Origin of the sequence: Actinomyces viscosus (assembly GCF_900637975.1) — a bacterium.
Lineage (GTDB): Bacteria > Actinomycetota > Actinomycetes > Actinomycetales > Actinomycetaceae > Actinomyces > Actinomyces viscosus.
This window is the reverse complement of record NZ_LR134477.1, coordinates 1,791,253-1,813,395: the sequence shown is the minus strand read 5'-3', so window position 1 is coordinate 1,813,395 and position 22,143 is coordinate 1,791,253. Positions and strand designations below refer to the sequence as shown.

Sequence of the window (22,143 nt, the reverse complement as noted above, 5' to 3'; positions counted from 1 at the left end):
CTCACGCGGGTGCCCTACGTGTGGAAGGCGAGGCCGCCGCTGGGGCGGGCCCCGCGGGGCGGACCACCCTGGCGGGGCACGAGCACCTGCTTCTGGGGGAGGCCCCCAGTCTCACTCTGACCGAGGTGGCCCAGCGAGCCGGAACCAGCCTGGAGATGGCGCAGAAGTTCTGGCGGGCCATGGGCTTTGCCGACGTCAGGCCCGATGCGGTCCGCTTCACTGAGCAGGACGTCGCCGCGCTGCAGGACACCGTGACGCTGCTCGATGAGACCAGTGACTCCGCCCTGGCCGCGGCCAGCGTGCTCGAGCTCCTGCGGGCCCAGTCCTACACGATGGACCGTCTGGTCCTGTGGGAGCTGGAGACCTTCGTCACCGACCTCAGCGAGCGTCTCGACCTGGATGACACCTCGGCGCGGCTGGTCGCCCTGGACCGCATCGACAGCCTGGTGGACCTCCTGTCGCGTCAGCTGACCTACGTGTGGCGCCGCCACATGGCCTCCATCCTGGGGCGCACCGACGCCGAGGTCTCCGCCCGGGGGCGTGAGGACACCGGCCCCGACCTCTACCCGCTCATCCGCTCCCTGGGCTTCGTCGACATCGTCTCCTTCACCCAGCGCGCCCAGGGCATGAGCAAGGCCGCCCTGACCCACATGCTCGAGGACTTCGAGAACACGGCCCGCGACGTCATCACCTCGCGGGGTGCTCGCGTGGTCAAGACGATCGGCGACGCCGTCATGTACATCTCCGACGACCTGCTCGTCGCCGCCGACGTCGTCACCGCCCTGGTCGACGAGCTCCAGAAGGGGCCGGACGCCATCCGGGTGAGGGCCAGCCTCGTCGAGGGCCGGGTCATCTCCCGCTCCGGGGACGTCTTCGGCCCCACCGTCAACCTGGCATCACGGCTCGTGGACGCGGCCGAGCCCGGTGGGATCCGCCTGGACGAGTCTACCGCCATGGCCATCCTCCACTCGCCCCAGGCCAGCAGGTACCGGGTGGGGCAGTGCCATGAGGTCGTGGCCAAGGGGCTGGGGCAGATCGTGCCCTGGTCGCTGGAGAGGACCTCTCCGACCCGGCCCTGAGGCCGTGAGGCGGAGCGGGAGCACCGTTATCATCTCGTTATTCTTTGGTTGCGCAGCTCCCGGAATGTCACGGCAGGGTCGCGGTTTGCCGCTGTATCTCCTGGGAAACATATTCCGCTCGTGCAAGCGCAGTGAGCCCGGCCCCTCGGTGCTGGTCACGTCTCGGTATCTTCTCCACCCCGGGGACGATGGCGGGTTGTTGCGTCGTCGCCTAACATCGCGGATGTGACAACTGTTCTGCTCGTCGAAGACGACCCCGCCATCTCCGAGCCCCTCGCCCGTGCCTTTGGGCGCGAGGGCTATGAGGTCCTGACTCACGGCACCGGCAAGGGTGCCCTCGAGGAGATCTCGGCCGCTGACATCATCGTCCTGGACCTGGGACTGCCGGACATCGACGGTCTGGACGTGGCCCGCCAGGTGCGCGCCCAGGGCCTGACCATCCCGATCCTCATGCTCACCGCGCGTAGCGAGGACTCCGACCTCGTCGTCGGCCTGGACGCCGGTGCCGACGACTACGTCACCAAGCCGTTCCGTCTGGCCGAGCTGCTGGCCCGGGTGCGGGCGCAGGTGCGCCGCGCCTCGGGGGAGGCCACGGAGGACGAGCTGAGCGTCGGAGAGATCCGGGTCGACGTCGCCGCCCACCGGGCCTTCGTCGGCGCCCGAGAGCTGCAGCTGACGACCCGCGAGTTCGAGCTGCTGCGCGTCCTGGTGCGTGCCGGCGGCGAGGTCGCCTCCGGTGAGGACATCCTCAAGGAGGTCTGGGGCGAGGACCCCACCGGCAGCCCCCAGACCCTCCAGATGCACGCCACCTGGCTGCGCCGCAAGCTCGGGGACGATGAGGAGCAGCCCACGCTCCTGCTGGCCCAGGAGGACGGCTACCGCCTGGCCATCGGCTGAGCCACTGACCGGGACGGCTTCTCGGGGTCACCGAGCGGGCCGTCGCGGATAACCGACCGCGTCTGAAGGAGGACAGCCATGCGCCGCTACGCCATGACGATGACGATGGCAGCGGTGTCCGTGGCCATCCTCCTGCTGGGACTACCGCTGGGAGGCGCCTGGATCGCCAGCGCCTTGCGCACCTCCGGAGGTGGGAACCGGGTCACCATCATCGGCACGGTCATCCTCACGGTCCTGGTCCTGACCATCACCGCGCTCACGGCGGCCTCCGTTGTCGCCTCCCGGGCGGCCCGGCGCATCTCCGCGCCCCTCATCTACCTGGCGGCCGAGGCCGAGCAGCTCGGCAGCGGGCAGGTGCGTCCGCGGCTGCGCTCCTCGGGGATCGAGGAGATCGACCTGGTTCAGGCCGAGCTCGTGCGCTCGGCGGAGCGAGTGGCCGGGCGCATCGCCGCGGAGCGCCAGTTCGCCTCCGACGCCTCGCACCAGCTGCGCACGCCGCTGACCAGCCTGTCCCTGCGCCTGGAGGAGATCGAGCTGCTCGCCGGCGAGGAGGAGGTGCGCGTCGAGGCCCACGCCTGCCTGGAGCAGGTCGAGCGGCTCACCGGCGTCGTCGAGGACCTGCTCAAGGTCTCGCGCCGAACCGGCGGCGGAACCACCGAGGCCCTTCACCTCAAGGATATCTTCGCCCAGCAGCGCGAGGAGTGGGAGCCGGCCTTCGAGCAGGCCGGTCGCACCATCATCTTCCGCGACGAGATCAGCCACCCGGTCCTGGCCACGCCCGGGTCACTGGCCCAGGTCCTGGCCACCGTCGTCGAGAACTCCCTGCGCTACGGGGCCGGGACGACCTCGGTCAGCGTGCGCAGCGCCAACGGCGGCCACGCGGTCTTCATCGACATCGCCGACGAGGGCGAGGGGGTGGATGAGGACATCGCGCCGCACGTCTTCGAGCGGCACGTCTCCGGCTATGGCTCCACCGGTGTGGGCCTGGCGCTGGCCAAGGACCTCGTCGAGGCCGACGGCGGCCGCATCGAGCTGTCCCAGCGCAAGCCCGCCGTCTTCTCCATCCTGCTCAACGCCGTCCCCAAGTCCCTGGACCCCAACAACGTCCTTCCCCAAGGTGCGCTCGTCTCCGTGGGTCGACGTCGTCGCATCTGAGCCTGAGCCTCAGGTCTGGCTGCAACGCGCGGACGCACCATAGGCCTCGACGACTGAACCTGTGGGAGCAGTCCGCGAGCTCGATGGTGCGTCCGCGGGGAAGAGGAGGGAAAGTCAGGCGCGTCAGGACTTCTGACGGCGGGACTTGAGGAAGTTGGCGATGGCGGAGACGAGCATCGGCGCCACCGAGACGAAGACGATCCCCAGGATCATGGCGTCGATGTTGTCCTGGATCCACTTGATCGTGCCCAAGAAGTAGCCCAGCCAGGTGATGCCGAAGGCCCAGAGGGTGGCGCCCAGGATGTTGAAGGTGATGAAGTGGCGGTAGTGCATCCTGCCCACGCCGGCGATGACCGGGGTGAAGGTGCGCACGATCGGCACGAACTGGGCCAGGGTGACGGCCTTGCCGCCGTGGCGCTCGAAGAAGTCGGAGGTGCGATCCACGTACTCCTGCTTGAACAGGCGCGAGTCGGGCTTGTTGAAGATCGCGGGGCCGGCCTTGCGGCCGATGAGATAGCCGGTCTGGTTGCCGGCGATGGCGGCCAGCCACACCAGGGGGGCGGCCACCCAGATGGGGACGGGGACGCCGTCGGCAGGACTGGTCTCGCCGATGGCCACGAACATGCCCAGGGTGAAGAGCAGGGAGTCGCCGGGCAGGAAGAAGCCGATGAGCAGTCCCGTCTCGGCGAAGATGACGAGCATGACGCCGACGATGGCCCAGGGGCCGATCCAGCCGACGAAGGCTTTGATGATGAAGGTTGCATCGAGCCACTCGGGTCCGAGCATCGGGGCGTGGGCGGCGGGCAGGTTCAGTGCCGGGGCCAAGGCGGTCAGGGCAGTCACCGTGCAAGGCTAAGCGGTGGCCCTGTGGCCGTGCCGTGAGAGTGGTCCCCTCCGGGTTGTGGAATCGGGCACCCTCAGCCGGTGCGTCAGGGCGCTCCGGTCTGCGTCAGTGCGGCGTCGGCTCTGTGCTGGTCCGGTGTCGGTGCGGTGTCAGTCCGGCTCAGGGGCGAGCTGCGGCCGGGACCTGGGGCTCGACGTCGTCGTCGGCCGGGTCCTGGATGTCAGTGCTCGTGTCACTGTTGGAGTCACTGCGGGTCTCGGGGCCGTCGTCGTCGGCACCACGGTCCTTGTGACCGGTGAAGACGATGTAGTGGTAGAAGACGAAGCGGAAGGCGGTCCCCAGCCCGAAGCCGACGACGTAGGCCGCGATATTGTCCGCCAAGGGCGAGGTCAGCCCCAGCACGTGGTGGGTGAAGAGCAGGCAGAACTGCGTGATGGCGATTCCGCCCAGGTTGGCCAGGACGAACAGGGTGGCCTCGCGGGCGACGTTCTTCTGGGTGCGGCCCCGATAGGTCCAGTAGCGGTTCGCCAGCCAGGAGAAGACTGTCGCGATCGAGGAGGCCAGGAGCTGGGCGGAGTTCGGGTGTCCGGAGAGGAACCCCACGGGGCCGTGCTGGAACAGGTTGAACAGGCCGACGTCGATCACGTAGGCCGCAGCGCCCACCATGCCGAACTGCATGAACTCCTTGATGATGGCGATGAGCCGCTGCGTCAAGGAATTGCTGGAGGAACGCGTCATGATCGGCATCCTATGCAGGTCGCTGTCAGGTCACGCAAGCCGAGACCGGTCACGGCACCCACTGAATACTGACGCTGCCGAAGTCCCAGACCCAGGAGACCCACACCAGCTGGCCGACGACGCAGGCGGCCAGCAGCGCCAGTCGCCGGCGGGTGGTGCCGGCCGCGGTGGCCAGCGCCCAGCCCGCCGGGGCCAGGGGCAGCAGCAGGCGCAGCACCGACGTCGTCGGGTCGAAGAAGGCCAGCAGGTAGAACAGGTATCCCAGGCACCAGAACCAGACCGCGGGCCCCAGGGAGCGCAGGCCCGGGGCGCTCAGCAGCAGACCCACGGCGACCAGCACGACGGCGAGCAGGAGCAGCCCCAGGTGTGGGCCCACCCAGTCGCCCAGTCGGGTCAGCCACGGGGCGAAGGGAGCCAGGTCGGCGCCGCGCCAGGAGGTCTCAGTAGCCGTGTAGGCGTCCTGCCTGCCCGTGACCAGCCAGGCGATCGCCGGCCAGGCCAGGGCCGCCGCGCAGGTGAGCAGCGCCAGCGTCAGCAGCCGCCAGCGCCCGCTTGCACTGAGAGGATCGCGCCCCGGCAGGAGACGGGAGGACCAGGAGGCCGGGAGCCAGCCTCGAGCGCAGCCCACCTCCCAGGCCCACCACAGCCCCAGAGCCGCACCCAGGGGAACGCCGACGGGGCGGGCGAAGCAGGCGGCCAGGGCGAAGGGGATCGCCGCAAGAGCCCGCCCGCGGCTCGCCAGCCACAGCGTCAGCCCCACCAGCACCATCCCCAGGGACTCGGCGTAGGGAACCTGGAGGACCGCCGCGCACGGCGAGGACCAGACCAGGGCCACCGCCCACAGGGAGGTCCGACGCCCCGCCAGCGGTGAGAGCCAGCGGTCCATGACGAGGGCGGCTCCCGCCGAGGCCAGGATCGACACGATCGCGGCACGCGTGTAGAAGGACCAGCCCGTCCAGGCCAGCAGGGAGACCAGGGCGCTCAGCAGCGGCATGAAGGCCCAGGTGTTCTGAACGACCTGTCCGCCGGCACCGACCGGCAGCCGCTCGGGGTAGCCCTCCTCGACGATCCGGTTGTACCAGCCGGCGTCCCAGAAGCTCATGTGCTCCTCCCAGGACGGCGCGGCCCCGCCCCACGGGGTGGCCGGTGTGTCCTGGGCCCCCAGTCGCAAGATGAGGAAGGTCAGGGCGCTCGCCGCCGCCCAGACCGCCAGGACCTGGATCGAGCGAGGCAGGCGCGAGAACGGGCCGTACGACGTCGTCGGGGCGGAGGGCAGGTGCTGCTGGGCGGGGATGGGGTCTGCGGCGGGTGGCGTCACGGACTCCACCCTACGGTCTCGCCCGCCGCCTGCGGTGAGGGCTTGCTGGGGGCGGGTAGCCTTGGGGGCGTGAGCGCACCCATTGTTGCCGTGATCGGAGGCGGGCAGCTGGCCCGCATGATGCAGGAGGAGGCCAGCGCCCTGGGTATCCACCTGAGGGCCCTGGTGGAGGTCGCTGACGGCTCCACCGGCCAGGTGACCCCTGACGCCCCCGTCGGCGCGGCCGACGACGAGGCGGCCGTGCGCGCCGTCGTCGCCGGTGACGGCACCGAGGCGCCCGGTGGTGAGCCGGCCGCGGTCCTCACCTTCGAGCACGAGCACCAGGACGCCGACCTCCTGGAGCGTCTCCAGGCCGAGGGCGTCAGCGTCCAGCCCGCGCCGCAGGCCCTTGAGCTGGCCCGCGACAAGCTGGCCATGCGCCGGGCGATGAGCGAGGTCGGGATCCCCCAGCCCGCCTGGGTCGAGGTCGGTGGACCGCAGCAGGAGACCGCCGAGCAGATGACCGACGCCATCGCGGCATTCGCCGGCGAGCACGGCTGGCCCGTGGTGCTCAAGACACCGCGCGGCGGCTACGATGGCCACGGGGTCCTGCTCGTGCGCAGCCCCGAGTCCCTGCGTGAGGGCGAGGCCGCCGAGTGGATCGCCTCGGTGGCGCGGGCCCGCGCCGGTCAGACCGACGGCCAGGGGGCCGGCGGGGGAGGCAGCCTCGGCGGGGCCGCGGTGACCAGCCTCCTGGTGGAGCAGGCCATCCCCTTCACCCGCGAGCTGGCCGTCCTGCTGGCCCGCACCCCCAGCGGGCGGATCGCGGTGTGGCCGGTGGCCCAGACGGTTCAGGAGGACGGCATGTGCGCCGAGGTCCTGGCTCCGGCGCCCGGTCTCGACTCGGCCGCCGTCGAGGAGGCCGAGCTCATCGGACGGGCAGTGGCGGAGCGCGCCGGGGTGACCGGGGTGCTCGCCGTCGAGCTCTTCGCCGTTGAGACCTTCGGGGAGCCTACGCGGTTGTATGTCAACGAGCTGGCGATGCGCCCCCACAACTCCGGGCACTGGACCCAGGACGGGGCCGTCACCAGCCAGTTCGCCCAGCACCTGCGGGCGGTGCTCGACCTGCCGCTGGGCGCCGCTGACGCGACGGCGCCCACCACCATCATGGTCAACCTCATCGGCGGGCGGCACCGGCCCGGTGCCGACGCCCTGGCTCGGGCCATGGCCGCCCAGCCGGACGCACGGATCCACCTCTACGGCAAGCAGTGGCGTCCCGGGCGCAAGCTCGGGCACGTCAACATGACGGTCGGGCCGGACCAGGAGGTCGGTGAGGTCGTCGAGCAGGCGCGCGAGGTCGTCGCCATCCTGCGCGGGGACGCCTGAGCCGGGACCCGGGGACACCGCGCACGGCTAACACACAGCAACACAGCACTCAGAGACAGGGGCGGCGTATGAGCGAGAGCAGCGCAATGAAGGCAGGAATGAAGGCAGGTACGACTCGGCCGGTGGTCGGCATCGTCATGGGCTCGGACTCGGACTGGCCGGTCATGGGCGCCGCCGCCGACGTGCTCGACGAGTTCGGCGTGGCCTACGAGGTCGACGTCGTCTCCGCCCACCGCATGCCCACCGAGATGATCGACTACGGGCGCGCCGCCGCTGGGCGGGGGCTACGGGTCATCATCGCCGGTGCCGGGGGAGCGGCGCACCTGCCCGGGATGCTGGCAGCCGTCACCGAGCTGCCGGTCATCGGGGTGCCGGTGCCACTGAAGTACCTCGACGGCATGGACTCCCTGCTCTCCATCGTGCAGATGCCCGCCGGGGTGCCGGTGGCCACCGTCTCCATCGGCGGTGCCCGCAACGCCGGGCTGCTGGCGGCACGGATCCTCGCCTCCGGTCCGGGTGAGGAGGCCGCGCGCCTGGCTGCGGCGATGCGCGACTTCCAGAAGGACCTGGGTGAGGTGGCCCATGCCAAGGGCGCCGCTCTGCGCGAGCGCCTGCAGAGTTGATGATCAACCGACCGCGCGAAGGCGTGTCCGCTGCGTGGTCGCCGTATTCCTCGGTATTCCTCGGCCTGCGGTGAGCGCGTCAGTCCCTCGGTGCCCACAGGAATGACGTTGGAAGGACCCCGGTGCGCGAGGACCTCGATGACGCATTGATCTCAAAGTTCGTTTCTGTTCGATTCTGGGGGATCGTGTGTAGACTGGGGACATGAGCATTCTCGTTGCTGGAGGCGCCGGCTACATCGGCGCGCACGTGGTCCGACTTCTCCTCGAGCGCGGGGAGGATGTCGTCGTCGTCGACGATCTCTCCTACGGGACGCCGGAGCGAGTCAAGGGTGCCGCCCTGGTCGAGCTCGATGTTGCCGACGGCCAGGCCCCTGAGGCCCTTGCCGAGGTCATGAGCTCGCGCGGCGTCACCGCCGTCATTCACTTCGCCGCCCGCAAGCAGGTGGGCGAGTCCGTGGAGCGCCCGGCCTGGTACTACCAGCAGAACGTGGGCGGCCTGGCGAACGTGCTGCTGGCCATGGAGAGAGCCGGCGTCAACCAGATGATCTTCTCCTCCTCGGCGGCCGTCTACGGCATGCCCCCGGTGGAGGTCGTGCCCGAGGACATCGATTGCCGCCCCATCAACCCCTACGGCGAGACCAAGCTCATCGGCGAGTGGATGATGGCCGACGCCGAGAAGGCCTGGGGGCTGCGCTGGGCCGGCCTGCGCTACTTCAACGTCGCCGGCGCCGGCTGGGACGACCTGGGAGACATGGCCACCCTCAACCTCATCCCCATGGTCCTCGACCGCCTCTCCAGGGGAGAGACCCCCAAGATCTTTGGCACCGATTACCCGACCCCCGACGGCACCTGCGTGCGCGACTACATCCACGTCAAGGACCTCGCCGTCGCCCATATCGCCGCCCTGGACTACCTGGCCGGTGGTCAGGAGATGGCCGAGCACGTCTTCAACGTCGGTACCGGTCAGGGCGCCTCGGTGCGCGAGGTCGTCTCCAGGGTGATCGCCTCCACGGGGCTGGACCTGGAGCCGGAGGAGCTGGCCCGGCGTGCGGGCGACCCGCCCCAGCTCATCGGCAACGCCACCCGTATCGGCGAGGTCCTGGGCTGGCGGGCCGAGCACGACCTGGACGACATCGTCACCTCCTCCTACACCTCCTGGCAGGCTGACCCCAACCGGCCCCACTTCGCCTGAACGGCCGCGTCCGACCGGATCGGAGACCCACGCGGGCGGGCCGGCACCCCTGATCGGGGGTGCCGGCCCGCCCGCAGCCGTCACGCGTTCGGCGTATCAGGCCTGGTTGAAGTCCGCTGCCGTCAGCTTTCCGTCGCGCAGCTTGGAGAAGAAGTCCGGCGCGGTCGTGTCCTGCAGCAGCACCGCCTCCCCGATATCGGCGTCGTCGGGGGTGTAGGCCGTGTCCTCGATGGGCGGGGCACCGGTCAGGCCGTCACCGGAGGCCGAGCGGAAGGCCAGTACCATCCTGGCGATCCCCAGGTTGCCGGTGCTCTCATCCACCGTCAGGGCGTTCGTGCCGGCGTCGACCAGGGCGTCCTGGCGCGAGAAGGAGACGGCGGTGTACGGAGAGGCCGCCTTGGACACCACCGCGGAGATGACGGCCCGCTGACGCAGCCCGCGCCCGACGTCACCGGTCGGGTCGGACTTGCGCATCCGAGAGTAGGCCAGCGCCTTCGTCCCGTCCACCGTCTGGCACTCGCCCTGAGAGGTGTCCCAGACCATCCCCGAGTCCTCGTCGGCGACATCGGACGACCAGCAGAGCTCCACCCCGCCGACGGCGTCGACCATCTCCGAGACGCCGGTCATCCCGACCTCCACATAGTGGTCGACCGTCAGACCGGAGAGCTGCTCCACGGTCTGAACCAGCAGCTTGGGGCCGCCGAAGGAGTAGGCCGCGTTGATCTTGTTCTCCCCGTACTCGGGGATGTCCACGAAGGTGTCGCGCGGCAAGGAGGTCAGGCTCGTCTGTCCGTTCTCCGCCCGGTGCAGCAGCATGACGGAGTCGGCGCGGGCACCCTCGGTATCATCCTGGATGACGCCGCCGCGTGCGTCCGAGCCGACGATGAGCCAGGTCTCACCCGGCGTGTCCGCGGCTCCGGACAGGGCGTCGACCCGGTGGAGCTGTGAGGAGACGTCGTGCCACAACCAGGCGACCCGAGCCGCGATGAGCGCCAGGACGACGACGATGACGACGATCGTCCAGCGCAGGATCCGGCGCCAGCTCGGCCGGGGCCGCTTCGGCCGACGCGGTGGCTCCGGCTCGGGTGCCGGCCTGACCAGGACGGGCTCCTCCGGGGACTGAAGGGCCCGGGCTCCCACGGGATAGGTGTCGCGCCGGGCGGGCATCGCCTGAGTGCGCTCGGGCCCGGCGCCGCGGCCGTCGGCGCCCGACTCCAGGGGCACCGCGCTGGAGCCGGCTCGGGCGTGACTGCCACGTTGAGACTGGGACGGAGCCCCGCTTCGACGTGGCTGAACCGAGGGGGGCTGCTGGGCCGCCTGTGATGCCTGTCGTGATGACTGCTGAGAGGGGGACGATTCGCCGCCGTTCTGACGTCCCAGGACTGAGTGCCGCTGGGGCTGAGAGGCGGAGGCCGACGAGGCCGGGCGTCGCGGCGAGCCGCCGGCGGGTTCGGAGGCGGCGCCGGCCTCATCTCGAGGCGCCTCTGCGCGCTCGCGGCTGCGCTGGTTGACGGCGTCGATGGGACGCTGCCGGCGCTGGGGCCTGCCCCCGCCGGAGCCGGGGGTGATCGAGGGTGGAAGCGAGTCGTCTGTCGGGGTCACGCCTATGATTCTGCCTCAGGCAGGGCAGGTCTGAGCGCTCGGTTTCGCGGCGGGCTGCTGGGAGGAGGAGCCCGTCTGAGGCGCCTGTGTCTGGGGCGCCGGCGCCGTGGTTCCCTCATCGGCCTCAGCCCCCTCGGGGGCCTCCTGCGAGGCGGCGGAGCCGTCCGTGGCGGCGCCCGCGTCCGTCGTGGCCGGCGCTGCGGCGTCGGCGGGAACAGGCTTGTCCTCCTTGAGCGCCTTCCAGACCTTCTTGGCGTTCTCGGTGGGAATGACGCGGTTCTCGTCGGCCGCCGCCTCGTTGGGCATGGTGATGAAGTTGATCTTGTCCATGCCGACGCCCTGGACGGAGTAGGCCAGGCCCGACAGGTTCCCGATCTGGCCGATGTGCTCCGAGGTGGTGAGGGTCTCCAGGGTGCTGGTCAGGAAGCCGGACTGGGTGAGCACGTTGGAGGACAGCGCCTTGGAGGCCATGGCGTTCATGAGCTTCTGCTGGCGGGAGATGCGGGAGATGTCCGAGCCGTCGCCGACGCCGTGGCGGACGCGGGCGTACTGCAGTGCGGTCTGGCCATCCAGCTTCTGGCAGCCCGCATCGAGCTGCAAACCGGTGTACTCGGAGTCGTCAATGGCCTCGTCCACCTGCACGTGCACGCCTCCGAGGGAGTCGACCACCTTGGACAGCCCGTTGAAGTCGACGACGACGAAGTCGTCGATGCGGATGCCCGTCATCTTCTCCACGGTCTTGAGGGTGCAGGTCGCCCCTGAGGCGACGGCCTTCTTGTCGTTGCCGGTGCCGGCTCCGTTGGCGAAGGCGGAGTTGAACTGGCCGTCCTCCTCGGCGCCGGTGGTCTCACCGTCGAGGCTCGTGCACTCGGGGATGTCCACCAGCGTGTCGCGGGGGATGGAGACGGCCTCAATGCGCTTGCGATCGGCGGAGATGTGCATGACGAGCGCCGTGTCGGAGCGGGCCACGGAGACCTCGTCACTGCCCTCGGAACCGTCCACGTTGTTGTCCCCGGAACGGGAGTCGGTGCCCAGGACCAGCAGGTTGACGGCCCGGCCGTCATAGCTGTCCGGCGGCTTGGTGCCGGGCCGGTCCTCCTCGGAGAGGATGCTGTCGACGTTGTACCAGGTGATACGCGACTGGATGTTGTGCCATGCGAAGCCCGCGGCCGAGACGACGAACAGCATCACCGCCAGGACGCTGAGCCCTGCTCGGCGGGCCAGGCGGCGTCCGAGCTCTTTGGAGGAGTGCCGCGCGCGCGGCTTACTGAACTGAGGCACGGGAGCGATGATAGGGAATCACTGGGGAGATCTATATGGGTCTTCCTACACCTGTTGCATGAGATTCGTCCCGAGAGGGGTGAAGCCTCTCACGTCGGTCACAGCGCTAGGCTCTTTCCGTGACCAATGTTGTGGAACCCACGCCAGCCTTTGCCTCAAGCGCTCCCGGCAGCACCCCGAATCCGGTAGGCGAGCCCTCCGCCCCTCAGGCCATTGCCTCTCCTGAGCGACAGACGGACGGACGACCGGTTGGTGAAAACAGCCAACCGGACAGCTTGTCGGAACGGCCCTCGGAAGGTGCGCTGGTCCCCGACGCTCCCGACGATCAGAGCGTGCGGGTGGTGACGGTGGCCTTCAACCCGGGTGAGGAGCTCGAGCGCTTCCTGGCCTCCCTGGCCACGGCGACGGCGCGTCGGCTCACCGTCGTCATCGCCGACAACGGGACCGAGCACGACGTCGTCACCGCCGCGGCCGAGCGCCACGGCGCCCGCGTCGTCGGCGACGGAACCAACCTCGGCTACGGGGCCGGTGCCAACCTGGCGGCCGCCGACCTTCAGGAGGACTGGGTCGTGGTGGCCAACCCCGACCTCGTCTGGCAGCCGGGCAGCCTCGACGCCCTCATCGACGCGGGCCTGGCCAACCCGACGGCCGGCTGCCTCGGGCCGCTCCTGCTCAACACCGACGGCACCGTCTACCCCTCCGGGCGCGCCCTGCCCTCGCTGGTCAAGGGCGCCGGTCACGCCGTCCTGGGCAGGATATGGCCGAGCAACCCCTTCTCCGCCGCCTACCACACCGCCGACCACTCGGGCTCGGGCGGGTCGCGGACGGTGGGGTGGCTCTCGGGGGCCTGCCTGCTGCTGCCGGCGGCCGCCTGGAGGCGCCTGGGGGGATTCGACGACGACTACTTCATGTTCTTCGAGGACGTGGACCTCGGCGAGCGGGTCGGCAGGGCCGGCTGGCTCAACGTGCAGGTCTACGACTCCGTCGTCATCCACGAGCAGGGGGCGAGCTGGAAGGCCCGCCCCGAGAAGATGATCCGCGCCCACCACGCATCGGCCCGGCACTACCTGTCGGGGGTCTACGACGCGCCGTGGCAGGCGCCGGTGCGCTGGGTGCTCTCCGGCGGGCTGCGCCTGCGCGAGGAGCTCGAGGTCCGGGCCTCTCGACGCTGACGGGGCAGGGGCCCGCTACCGGCTCACCGTTCGCGAGGGGCCTCGTGCTCGGGCGTGAGCCTGGCCGCGGCGGGCGGCTCGGGGGCCTCGTCCAGGGCGATCCGCCGGGCCAGGTGCGTGATCTGCCGCTCGCGTGCGCCGTTGCGGCGGAAGGAGGAGAGGATCTGCGCCAGGAAGGCGATGACCAGGGCGTACAGCAGCAGGTCCGCGCCTCGTCCGACCCCCACCCGGTGCGCGATCGAGGTCGTCACCGAGGGGAAGGCGATGGTGAAGATGGCGAAGGCCACGAAGGCCAGGGTGGCCAACCGTCGGCCGGCCTGATGCCGGGCTCCGCCCGGAGTGCGCAGCATCATCCAGCCCACGGCCGCCACGGCCACGATGAGGGCGGCCTGGATGAAGAACTGGTGGTTCGTGGTCGGAACGACCTGGGTGGCGAACTGATGAATCATGGGTCCGTGCCTTCCGTGCCGGGCTCAGGAGAGAGTGCTCAGGAGAAGAGCAGGTCGACCAGGATGTTGACCGAGTTCCACAGGGACTGGCCCTTGGAGCGGGAGTACTCGGTGTAGACGATGTGCACCGGGAACTCGCGCCAGGGCAGGCCGGTGGCGCCGATCTGGCGGATGATCTCGCTGGCGTGAGCCATCCGGTTCTGCTTGAGGTCGAGGCGCGCCAGGACGTCGCGGCGGATGACTCGCAGGCCGTTGTGGGCGTCGGTCAGCCGCATGCCGGAGGTGCGGGAGCTGACCGCCGCGGCCGTGCGCAGGACGAGCCGCTTGAGCCAGCCGACCGGGGAGGGTCCCTCCAGGAACCGCGACCCGAGCACGACGGCGAGCCCCTCCTCGCGCGCCGCGGCGACCATGGCGGCGGCATCGGTCGCGGAGTGCTGGCCGTCGGCGTCGAAGGTGACGACGTAGTCGGCGTTCGTCTTCTCCAGGACGTAGGAGAAACCGGTCTGCAGCGCCGCGCCCTGACCGAGGTTGACCGGATGGCGCACGACGATGCCCCCCGCGGCGGCCGCCTCCCGGGCCGAGTCGTCCTTGGATCCGTCATCGACGACGACGACGTAGGGGAAGATCTCGCGGGCCTGGGAGATGACCTCGCGCACGACGGTCGCCTCGTTGTACAGGGGGATGACGAGCCAGGCGTCGGTGATCTGAGGCACCGGGACGGGCTCGTCGGCCCGTGTCGCGTTGGAGGTAGTCACCGCTGCATTCTCGCACGCGACGACTGGGCTCCGTCCGGTGTGTGACGCCCCGGACCTCCGGGCCCGGGTGGGGTAGGTCTCGTTCCGGTCACGTCCCGGCGTCGTCTGAGACCGGCGCGTCCCCTAGGATGGGGCCGGTCGTGCAGCGCCCGCCGCCCCGGCGACCGGAGTGGCACGGCCCCGGCAACCAGCAGGTTGACCGGCCTCACTCGACCGTCAGGGCGGCCCGGGCCGTCCGCACAGGAGTCGCCGTGGCTACCCGAATCGCCCCGTCAGCCGACGTCTCCGAGGACGCCACCCTCGGAGATGGCACCAGCATCTGGCACCTCGCCCAGGTTCGCGAGCACGCCGTCCTCGGCCGGGACTGCATCGTGGGCCGCGGCGCCTACATCGGTGAGGGCGTGGTCATGGGGGACAGCTGCAAGGTGCAGAACTACGCCCTGGTCTACGAGCCCGCCCGGCTGGCCGACGGCGTCTTCATCGGCCCGGCGGTCACCCTGACCAACGACCACTTCCCCCGGGCCGTCAACCCCGACGGCACGCGCAAGTCGGCCGACGACTGGGAGCCCGTGGGGGTCACCATCGACGAGGGCGCCTCGATCGGCGCCCGCGCCGTGTGCGTCGCCCCGGTGCACGTGGGCGCCTGGGCCACGGTGGCCGCCGGCGCCGTCGTCACCAAGGACGTCCCCGCCCACGCCCTGGTCGCCGGGGTTCCGGCCCGCCGCATCGGCTGGGTCGGGCGCGCCGGCGAGCCGCTCACTCCCGCCGATCCCGGTCCCGACGGCCTCCGGCGCTGGCGCTGCCCCGTCACCGGGACCCTGTACCAAGAATCCGGCACCGGGACCGAGTCGGGCCCCGAGTCCATCACCATCCGAGAGGTCACCCACTGATGTCACGCGAGTTCATCCCCGCCGCCAAGCCGATCATCGGGCAGGAGGAGCGTGAGGCCGTCGACGCCGTCCTCGCCTCCGGCATGGTCGTCCAGGGGCCCCAGGTCAAGGCCTTCGAGGAGGAGTTCTCCGCCCAGGTCGTCGACGGCGTCGAGTGCGTGGCCGTCAACTCCGGCACCTCGGCCCAGCACGTGGCCACCCTGGCCAGCGATCTGGGGGAGCGCGCCGGGGCCGCCCCGGAGGTGATCGTCCCCTCCTTCACCTTCGCCGCCACCGGCAACTCGGTGGCCATCAGCGGCGCCGTCCCGGTCTTCGCCGACATCGACCCGGTGACCTTCACCCTGGACCCCGCCAGCGTCGAGGCCTCCATCACCGAGCGCACGGCGGCCATCGAGGTGGTCCACCTCTACGGGCTGCCCGCCAACATGCCCCAGATCCTCGACATCGCCGAGCGCCACGGCCTGGCCGTCTTCGAGGACTGCGCCCAGGCGCACGGCGCCGCCATCGACGGCAAGCCGGTGGGAACCTTCGGCGCCTGGGGCTCCTTCTCCTTCTACCCCACCAAGAACATGACCAGTCTCGAGGGCGGCATGATCACGACGGCCGACGCCGAGCTGGCCCGCCGCTGCCGTCTCATCCGCAACCAGGGCATGGAGCAGCAGTACGCCAACGAGCTGGTGGGCCTCAACAACCGCATGACGGACGTGGCCGCCGCCGTCGGCCGCGTCCAGCTCACCAGGCTGGCCGACTGGACCGCCGTCCGCCAGGCCAACGCCGCGCGCCTCAACGCCGAGCTGGCGGAGGTGGACGGCGTCGTCACCCCCTACGTCCCCGAGGGCTACACGCACGTCTACCACCAGTACACGATCCGCCTGGAGGGGGCCACGGCCGCCGAGCGCGACGCCGTCCAGGTCGCCCTGCGCGAGGAGTGGCAGGTGGGCAGCGGCGTCTACTACCCGATCCCCAACCACCGCCTGGCCTCCCTGGCCCGCTACGCCGAGGGCCTTGAGCTGCCCGGCACCGAGAGGGCCGCCCGCGAGTGCCTCTCCCTGCCGGTCCACCCCTCGCTGAGCGAGGCCGACCTGGAGCGCATCGGCCAGGCCGTGGCCGCCACCGTCAAGGCGGGCGCCTGACATGTGCGAGAACGTCGCCCTCGACGGCCTGGCCACGACCACCGGCCTGCCCGGCGCCCACTACCTGTCGGACAAGGGCACGGCCGACAACCCCCTGCGCGTGGGCCTCATCGGCCTGGGCTCCATGGGGCGCCACCACGCCCGGGTCATCCGCGCCACCGAGGGCATGGATCTCGTGGCCGTGGCCGACCCCGGCGGCGACCGCTTCGGCGTGGCCGGTGAGCTGCCGGTCCTGCCGGACGTCCACGCCCTCATCGACGCCGGGCTCGATGCTGCCATGGTGGCCGTTCCCACCGTCTACCACGAGGACGTCGCCCTGGCCCTGGCCGAGGCGGGCGTGCACACCATGGTGGAGAAGCCCATCGCTCACGACGCGGCCGCGGGCCGCCGCGTGGCCGCCGCCTTCGCCGAGCGCGGGCTCGTGGGCGCCGTCGGCTACGTGGAGCGCTGCAACCCCGCCCTGCGGGCGCTTCGCGAGCGCCTCGACGCCGGTGAGCTCGGCGAGGTCTACCAGGTCCTCACCCGCCGCCAGGGCCCCTTCCCGGCCCGCATCAGCGACGTCGGCGTCGTCAAGGACCTGGCCACCCACGACATCGACCTGACCGCCTGGGTGGCCGGCGCCCGCTACACCTCCGTGGCCGCGCAGGTCACCCACCGCTCCGGCCGTCAGACCGAGGACATGATGGTGGCCACCGGTCTGCTGGAGGGCGGCATCGTCGTCAGCCACCAGGTCAACTGGCTCACGCCCTTCAAGGAGCGCATCACGATCGTCACCGGTGAGAAGGGCGCCTTCGTGGCCGACACCCTCACGGGCGACCTCACCTTCCACGCCAACGGCACGGTGGCCTCCACCTGGGACCAGGTCGCCGTCTTCCGGGGGGTCAGCGAGGGCGACGTCATCCGCTACGCGATCCCCAAGCGCGAGCCGCTGGCCCTGGAGCAGGAGAACTTCCGCGACGCCGTGCGCGGCGTGGCCCAGCGCCACGTCACCATGGCCGAGGGCGTGGCCACGCTCGACGTCGTCGAGGCGGTCCTGACCTCGGCCAGCGAGAACCGGACGGTCGAGCTCTGAACCGCTCGGCCGCACCGGTCGGACCCGTGGCGGGGCTGCTCGCCCGGGTCCGCTCGGTCATGGAGTCCTCACCGTTCCTGCGCCATGTCCTGACGCTGGTGACGGGCACGGCGGTGGCCCAGGGCGTCACCTTCCTCATGAAGATCGTCCTGGCCCGGGTCTACACCCCGCACGACATGGGGCTGCTGGGCACCTACATCTCGGTGGCCTCGATCCTGGTGGCGGTCGCCGCACTGCGCTACGACATGGCGATCATGCTGCCCAAGCGGGAGTCCGAGGCGCTGAGCGTGGCCCGTCTGGGCATGGTGTGCCTGACGGTGGTCTCGCTGCTGGCCACGGTGCTGTCCTTCCCGCTCAACGGTGTCATCACCCGGCAGTGGGGGCACGAGGTGGCCCTGTGGATGCCGATGGTGGGTCTGACCACCTTCCTCATGTCCGGCGTGGAGCTGTTCAAGTACTGGTTCAACCGCAACAGCGACTACCGTACGATCGCGGTCAACCAGGCCGAGCAGCAGATCGGCCTGACCGGCGGCCAGTTCATCCTGGGGGTCGCGGGCCTGGGAGGAATGCCCGGGCTGGTGCTCGGGCACACGGCGGGCCAGCTCTTCGCCTTCGCCAACCTGGGACGCCAGGCCAAGGAGCTGTGGCGTCGGCTTCCCGAGGGCGCGCCCTCCCTGCGCTGGGTGGCCCGCCGCTACCGGCGCATGCCCCTGCTCAACGGTCCCAACGCCCTGGGGGACGCGCTGCGGACCAACGGCATCGCCCTGCTCATCTCGGGCTACTCGATCTCCTCCCTGGGGCAGTTCCAGATGGCGTGGGGGGTCCTCGACGCCCCACTCATCCTCATCAACGGTGCTGTGGCCAGGGTCTTCTTCCAGAAGCTCTCCACGATCGAGCCCGGGCAGATGCGTCCGCTGGTCCGGGTCACCATCAGGCGGGCGGTGCTCATCGGAATCGTTCCCTTCGCGCTCATCTACGTGCTCTCGCCGTGGATCTTCCCGTTGCTGTTCGGCTCGCAGTGGGCCGAGTCCGGGAGCTTCGCCCGCGCGCTGACCCCCTGGCTGTTCATGATGCTCATCACCTCGCCGATCTCGAATCTCTTCATCGTCACCGAGCACCAGGACTGGATGCTGGGGTTCAACGTCTTCTACACCGCGCTTCCTCTGGCCTGGCTGAAATGGTCCCCCCTGGACCTGCTGTCCACCTGCTACGTCCTGGGCGCCATGATGGCCGGGCTGCTGGTGGCCAACACCGCTCTGGCCGACCACGCCGCCAAGCAGTTCGACGCCGGCAAGCGCGTGGGCAGCTTCCAGGAGGCGAAGAACCGGGAGGGGCGCACGGGCCAGGAGGACGCGCAGGAGGGGGCTGCGTCGTCGGCCGTCTCCGGAGGGCCGGAAGACGACGCGAGCTGAGGACGCCTCGGGCACACTGGTTGCGGGGCATAGTGCCCGATCGTGACCGGACCCGCCGAACCGGAAGGAAGAGCGAGAGATGACGCCCACCACGCCCCGCAGGTCCGAGACGGAGCCGACTGGTGCGCCCGTCGGGCGAGGCGGCCGGCAGGGGCTACGCAGCCTGCTCCTGCTCACCGACTTCTACCCCTACGAGGTGGGGGAGGAGTTCCTCGAGCAGGAGATCGAGACGCTGTGCGCCGCCTACGACGAGGTCGTCGTCGTACCGGTGCGCCTGAGCGAGGGGGCTCGCCAGACCCGTGAGCTGCCGGCCAACGCCCGCTGCGCCCTGCTTCCGGCCTCCCGCCTGCCGGACTGGCGCTTCCACGCGGTCCTGCGCGCCCCGCGGATCCTGTTGGGACGGGAGCGGATGGTGGAGACGCCGCCGTGGAAGAGCTTCGGGCGCTTCGGGATGGATGTGCGCTTCGCGGCCATCGCCCTGAGCGCCTACAGCCGGATGCGTCGGCTCCTGCCGGGCCTCGGTCTGGAGCGGTCCGGGCACCTGACCATCTACTCCTACTGGTTCTTCACCGGGGCGGCGCTGGGCGGCATGCTGCGGCGCCGCGAGCTGGCGGGACGTCGGGTCAAGGTCGTCTCCCGGGCGCACGCCTACGACGTCGACGAGGACGACGCGCCGCGCGGATACGTCCCCTCGCGCCGCTTCGTCATGCGGGCGGTGGACAAGGTTTACCCGATCTCACGGTACGCGGCCGGGTTCCTGCGCCGCCGCTTCCCGAAGGCGGGCAACATCGAGGTGCGTCGCCTGGGTGTGCCGGCGGCCCCGCGCCACGAGCGGCGCCGGACCGAGCCCTTCCAGCTCGTCTCCTGCTCCCACATGGCCCCCTACAAGCGGGTCCACCTCATCGTGGAGGCCGTCGCCGAGCTGGAGCGACGCGGCCGGAGGGTCACCTGGACCCACATCGGTGAGTTCGACGCCGAGCGCCTGGCCGCCATGCGGGCGCGGGCCGAGGAGCAGATCGCCTCCACCCCGGTCACCTTCACCGGGCACCTGACCAATGCCGAGGTCCGTGAGCTCTACGCCACCACGGACTTCTCCTGCTTCCTCAACTGCTCCGACGGCGAGGGCGTGCCGGTGGCCGTCATGGAGGCCCAGGCCGCCGGGCTGCCGGTGGTGGCCACGGCCGCCGGGGGCACCGGGGAGATCGTCCACGATCGTGAGAACGGTCGGCTCATTCCGGTGGAGACGACCGCCGAGCAGATCGCCGACGCCATCGAGTCCGTCATGGACCTCAGTGATGAGGAGTATGCGGCCATGAGCCGGGACGCGCACTCCACCTGGGCCCAGATGTCCGACGCCCAGCGCCAGTACCGCGAGTTCGTCGAGGGCCTCATCGCCCTTGAGGACTGAATTCAGGGCGATTTCAATAGTTGAATCAGCAGGTGATGCCTGTTGATTTAAGGGCGATGCTTCTGCTCGTCGAAACCTGGCGGTTCGTACTGCGCGGTAGATATGCTGGACCCATGGGGAAGAGTAGACGTAAGAAGTCTCAGGAAAAAAAGCGAAGTGGGCGTCGTCGTCAGGATTCGCGAGTCAGTGATGGCGCCGAGGGTAAAAAGGGGGTGGAGGTTATGGCCGGCAGTCGTACTTATCGAAGTCAGGAGAGGGTGCGCTCGTCGAATCCGGGTATTTTTGGGGCTGTTTTCGGTGTGGTGATGTGTAGTGCGTTGTTCCTGGTCGTCACTGGTGTAATTTTGAAGTTTTGGTTGAATGTCCCTTATGAAAATGTTGTTTCCAGTTTGTTTGAGGGTGTTGATGAGGCCGCATATAATCAAGGTGTCGGGGGGTCTCTTGCCATATTGGCCGGTATTGCGGCGATTGCCCTTACTTTGAGGGGGATGAGCTGGCGGTCTAGGGACTTGCCGACGGACCCCAGTCTTCATCGTGCGTGGCTCCAGAAAATACTTGAAGACTCTGCTCGGGAGAGTTGGGCCTTTGGTTTGCTGGTGGTTCTTTCTAGTCTTTATGGTGCTGTTGTCGTGAGTTATGGGTTGCTGGCTGGATATGCTGGATGGCCAGGAGTCAGTAGGGTATTTCTGATATTCCTTTCTGTTATGTATGTTGTTGTCGCAACTTTACCTGCATTCGTTCCGAAAAGTGAGATCGGAACCATTAAGGGGTACGTAGAGGCTCTTGTGAGTCTGGCAAATCTCGGAGAGTGGAGATACTTCAATTTCTTTGACAGTACATTTAACAATAGCAATGGTGGTCGAGTGAGATCAACTATTAGTTGGAGGGTGCTGAGGGCGCTCTGCGTGGAGGATATTAAGTGGAAGTGGCATTATGTGGTGAGATTTTCGGGGGTGTGGGGAACTGCGACGGTGTTCGTTGTTCTTGTATTGGTGGCGTTCGTTGAGTCCGGGTTTGCGGGTGCGGGGGTAAATCTCAAAGTACTTCTATATATGATTCTTGTGTGTCTGCTGCCTGAAGCAATGCTGGTGTGGATGCTTGGGGTAAGGTGTCGGATTATTTCGGCAGGAAAGAGTGACGTTGCTGTAGTTGTTGAGGTTGTATATATTGCACTTATTTCGGCGTTGATCTGGTGGTTTCAGTGGTATGTCATGCCCGGTTTTCTTTTTAAGAATGTAGTAGTTGTCTTGTTTTTGTGGTGGTGTGTTAGGGCGATTCTTGCGTTTACGATAAAATCGGAGCGCCGGAGACGGTGTCCTTCTAGGTTCTGGGAGCGCTTGGAAGTTGTGATTGGATTGCGCTGTGTTATGGGGGTCTGGGTGGATCAGGCGCTGCAAGCAACGAGGAATCAAGTCGGTTCATATTCTGACGTAAATCTACCGGTTGTTGATGAGCTGGCTGCAGTGGCGAATTTAGTAGTACCCAAAGAGTGCGTTGTGAATCGTGGTCGCGACGATGGGCAGGTTGAGTCGACGAATCTGAGGAAGTATTTGTCTGAGGTGGTGAAGGTGACCTTGCCTACGGTGCCGGAGTCTGGCTCTGGCGCCGGAAAGCAGGGGGAGGGGGAGTGAGAACGTACTTTTCTCGCGAGGACTGCGCTTTGTTGTCGACAACTGATGTCGGCTAGCAGTTGCCGACAAGGGAAGTATGCCCTCGAGACGAATCGCAGTTCTCGAGGCGCGCAGAAGTAAGCTCAGG

Annotated in this window: 20 protein-coding genes; 13 read left to right on the top strand and 7 right to left on the bottom strand. The window is 69.0% G+C overall.

Annotated features, from left to right (window positions below; translation table 11 throughout):
• Positions 1 to 20: 20 nt before the first annotated feature.
• The 3 genes from EL340_RS07690 to EL340_RS07680 all read left to right on the top strand — a co-directional run bounded on the left by EL340_RS07690 (position 21) and on the right by EL340_RS07680 (position 3,131).
• The gene (locus tag EL340_RS07690) at positions 21 to 1,079 is read left to right on the top strand and encodes an adenylate/guanylate cyclase domain-containing protein (RefSeq protein WP_126414122.1); all 1,059 of its coding nucleotides are present in this window, start codon (positions 21 to 23) and stop codon (positions 1,077 to 1,079) included.
• Positions 1,080 to 1,304: 225 nt separating this feature from the next.
• Positions 1,305 to 1,976, top strand: coding sequence for a response regulator transcription factor (locus EL340_RS07685; protein WP_126414121.1), 672 nt, complete (start codon positions 1,305 to 1,307; stop codon positions 1,974 to 1,976).
• A gap of 78 nt (positions 1,977 to 2,054) precedes the next feature.
• Entirely contained in the window at positions 2,055 to 3,131 is a 1,077-nt protein-coding gene (locus tag EL340_RS07680) for a sensor histidine kinase (protein ID WP_126414120.1), read from the top strand.
• A gap of 123 nt (positions 3,132 to 3,254) precedes the next feature.
• On the opposite strand, the gene EL340_RS07675 is transcribed toward EL340_RS07680, so the two are convergent.
• From EL340_RS07675 to EL340_RS07665, 3 genes are all read right to left on the bottom strand, one after another.
• Entirely contained in the window at positions 3,255 to 3,974 is a 720-nt protein-coding gene (locus EL340_RS07675; protein ID WP_126414119.1) for a VTT domain-containing protein, read from the bottom strand.
• A gap of 160 nt (positions 3,975 to 4,134) precedes the next feature.
• On the bottom strand, positions 4,135 to 4,713 hold the full coding sequence (locus EL340_RS07670; protein ID WP_197722277.1) for a GtrA family protein: 579 nt from the start codon (positions 4,711 to 4,713) through the stop codon (positions 4,135 to 4,137).
• A gap of 49 nt (positions 4,714 to 4,762) precedes the next feature.
• Positions 4,763 to 5,989, bottom strand: coding sequence for a putative hexosyltransferase (locus EL340_RS07665; RefSeq protein WP_232023300.1), 1,227 nt, complete (start codon positions 5,987 to 5,989; stop codon positions 4,763 to 4,765).
• Positions 5,990 to 6,100: 111 nt separating this feature from the next.
• On the opposite strand from EL340_RS07665, the gene EL340_RS07660 reads away from it, so the two are divergent.
• The 3 genes from EL340_RS07660 (at position 6,101) to galE (ending at position 9,211) form a co-directional block, all read left to right on the top strand.
• Complete coding sequence (locus EL340_RS07660) at positions 6,101 to 7,396, top strand: 5-(carboxyamino)imidazole ribonucleotide synthase (protein ID WP_126414117.1); 1,296 nt, start codon at positions 6,101 to 6,103, stop codon at positions 7,394 to 7,396.
• Between the two features lie 68 nt (positions 7,397 to 7,464).
• Positions 7,465 to 8,019: a 5-(carboxyamino)imidazole ribonucleotide mutase gene (gene purE, locus EL340_RS07655; protein WP_126414116.1), complete on the top strand. Its 555-nt coding sequence runs from the start codon at positions 7,465 to 7,467 to the stop codon at positions 8,017 to 8,019.
• Positions 8,020 to 8,221: 202 nt separating this feature from the next.
• The gene (galE, locus tag EL340_RS07650) at positions 8,222 to 9,211 is read left to right on the top strand and encodes a UDP-glucose 4-epimerase GalE (RefSeq protein WP_126414115.1); all 990 of its coding nucleotides are present in this window, start codon (positions 8,222 to 8,224) and stop codon (positions 9,209 to 9,211) included.
• 96 nt (positions 9,212 to 9,307) lie between these two features.
• Here the strand turns inward: galE and EL340_RS07645 are convergent, their stop codons facing one another.
• Together EL340_RS07645 and EL340_RS07640 are read right to left on the bottom strand one after the other, a co-directional pair.
• A complete protein-coding gene (locus EL340_RS07645) occupies positions 9,308 to 10,813 on the bottom strand; it encodes an LCP family protein (RefSeq protein ID WP_232022925.1) in 1,506 nt (501 codons plus the stop codon).
• 15 nt (positions 10,814 to 10,828) lie between these two features.
• Positions 10,829 to 12,094 carry an LCP family protein gene (locus EL340_RS07640; RefSeq protein ID WP_126414114.1) on the bottom strand — a complete coding sequence of 422 codons (1,266 nt, stop codon included), beginning with the start codon at positions 12,092 to 12,094 and terminating at the stop codon, positions 10,829 to 10,831.
• Positions 12,095 to 12,426: 332 nt separating this feature from the next.
• On the opposite strand from EL340_RS07640, the gene EL340_RS07635 reads away from it, so the two are divergent.
• On the top strand, positions 12,427 to 13,266 hold the full coding sequence (locus tag EL340_RS07635; RefSeq protein ID WP_232022924.1) for a glycosyltransferase family 2 protein: 840 nt from the start codon (positions 12,427 to 12,429) through the stop codon (positions 13,264 to 13,266).
• Between the two features lie 23 nt (positions 13,267 to 13,289).
• Here the strand turns inward: EL340_RS07635 and EL340_RS07630 are convergent, their stop codons facing one another.
• Both EL340_RS07630 and EL340_RS07625 read right to left on the bottom strand, forming a co-directional pair.
• On the bottom strand, positions 13,290 to 13,715 hold the full coding sequence (locus EL340_RS07630; protein WP_126414113.1) for a DUF2304 domain-containing protein: 426 nt from the start codon (positions 13,713 to 13,715) through the stop codon (positions 13,290 to 13,292).
• A 38-nt stretch (positions 13,716 to 13,753) separates the two neighbouring features.
• A complete protein-coding gene (locus tag EL340_RS07625; RefSeq protein ID WP_126414112.1) occupies positions 13,754 to 14,470 on the bottom strand; it encodes a glycosyltransferase family 2 protein in 717 nt (238 codons plus the stop codon).
• 251 nt (positions 14,471 to 14,721) lie between these two features.
• Here EL340_RS07625 and EL340_RS07620 point away from each other — a divergent pair, with 251 nt between their 5' ends.
• From EL340_RS07620 to EL340_RS07595, 6 genes are all read left to right on the top strand, one after another.
• Positions 14,722 to 15,360, top strand: a complete 639-nt coding sequence (locus tag EL340_RS07620; RefSeq protein WP_126414111.1) for an acyltransferase — start codon at positions 14,722 to 14,724, stop codon at positions 15,358 to 15,360.
• Positions 15,360 to 16,493, top strand: coding sequence for a DegT/DnrJ/EryC1/StrS family aminotransferase (locus EL340_RS07615; RefSeq protein WP_126414110.1), 1,134 nt, complete (start codon positions 15,360 to 15,362; stop codon positions 16,491 to 16,493). Before EL340_RS07620 ends, EL340_RS07615 begins: the two co-directional genes overlap by 1 nt.
• Position 16,494: 1 nt before the next feature.
• Positions 16,495 to 17,565, top strand: coding sequence for a Gfo/Idh/MocA family protein (locus EL340_RS07610; RefSeq protein WP_126414109.1), 1,071 nt, complete (start codon positions 16,495 to 16,497; stop codon positions 17,563 to 17,565).
• A gap of 59 nt (positions 17,566 to 17,624) precedes the next feature.
• A complete protein-coding gene (locus EL340_RS07605) occupies positions 17,625 to 18,977 on the top strand; it encodes a lipopolysaccharide biosynthesis protein (protein ID WP_126415376.1) in 1,353 nt (450 codons plus the stop codon).
• Positions 18,978 to 19,056: 79 nt separating this feature from the next.
• Positions 19,057 to 20,385: a glycosyltransferase gene (locus tag EL340_RS07600; protein ID WP_126414108.1), complete on the top strand. Its 1,329-nt coding sequence runs from the start codon at positions 19,057 to 19,059 to the stop codon at positions 20,383 to 20,385.
• Between the two features lie 32 nt (positions 20,386 to 20,417).
• Positions 20,418 to 22,016: a hypothetical protein gene (locus EL340_RS07595; protein ID WP_126414107.1), complete on the top strand. Its 1,599-nt coding sequence runs from the start codon at positions 20,418 to 20,420 to the stop codon at positions 22,014 to 22,016.
• The last annotated feature ends 127 nt before the right edge of the window (positions 22,017 to 22,143 follow it).

Coding starts and splice junctions, on each gene's coding strand:
- EL340_RS07680 (WP_126414120.1), top strand. CDS start 2,055: ATGCGCCGCTACGCCATGACGATGACGATGGCAGCGGTGTCCGTGGCC.
- EL340_RS07670 (WP_197722277.1), bottom strand. CDS start 4,713: ATGACGCGTTCCTCCAGCAATTCCTTGACGCAGCGGCTCATCGCCATC.
- purE (WP_126414116.1), top strand. CDS start 7,465: ATGAGCGAGAGCAGCGCAATGAAGGCAGGAATGAAGGCAGGTACGACT.
- galE (WP_126414115.1), top strand. CDS start 8,222: ATGAGCATTCTCGTTGCTGGAGGCGCCGGCTACATCGGCGCGCACGTG.
- EL340_RS07630 (WP_126414113.1), bottom strand. CDS start 13,715: ATGATTCATCAGTTCGCCACCCAGGTCGTTCCGACCACGAACCACCAG.
- EL340_RS07615 (WP_126414110.1), top strand. CDS start 15,360: ATGTCACGCGAGTTCATCCCCGCCGCCAAGCCGATCATCGGGCAGGAG.
- EL340_RS07610 (WP_126414109.1), top strand. CDS start 16,495: ATGTGCGAGAACGTCGCCCTCGACGGCCTGGCCACGACCACCGGCCTG.
- EL340_RS07605 (WP_126415376.1), top strand. CDS start 17,625: ATGGAGTCCTCACCGTTCCTGCGCCATGTCCTGACGCTGGTGACGGGC.
- EL340_RS07600 (WP_126414108.1), top strand. CDS start 19,057: ATGACGCCCACCACGCCCCGCAGGTCCGAGACGGAGCCGACTGGTGCG.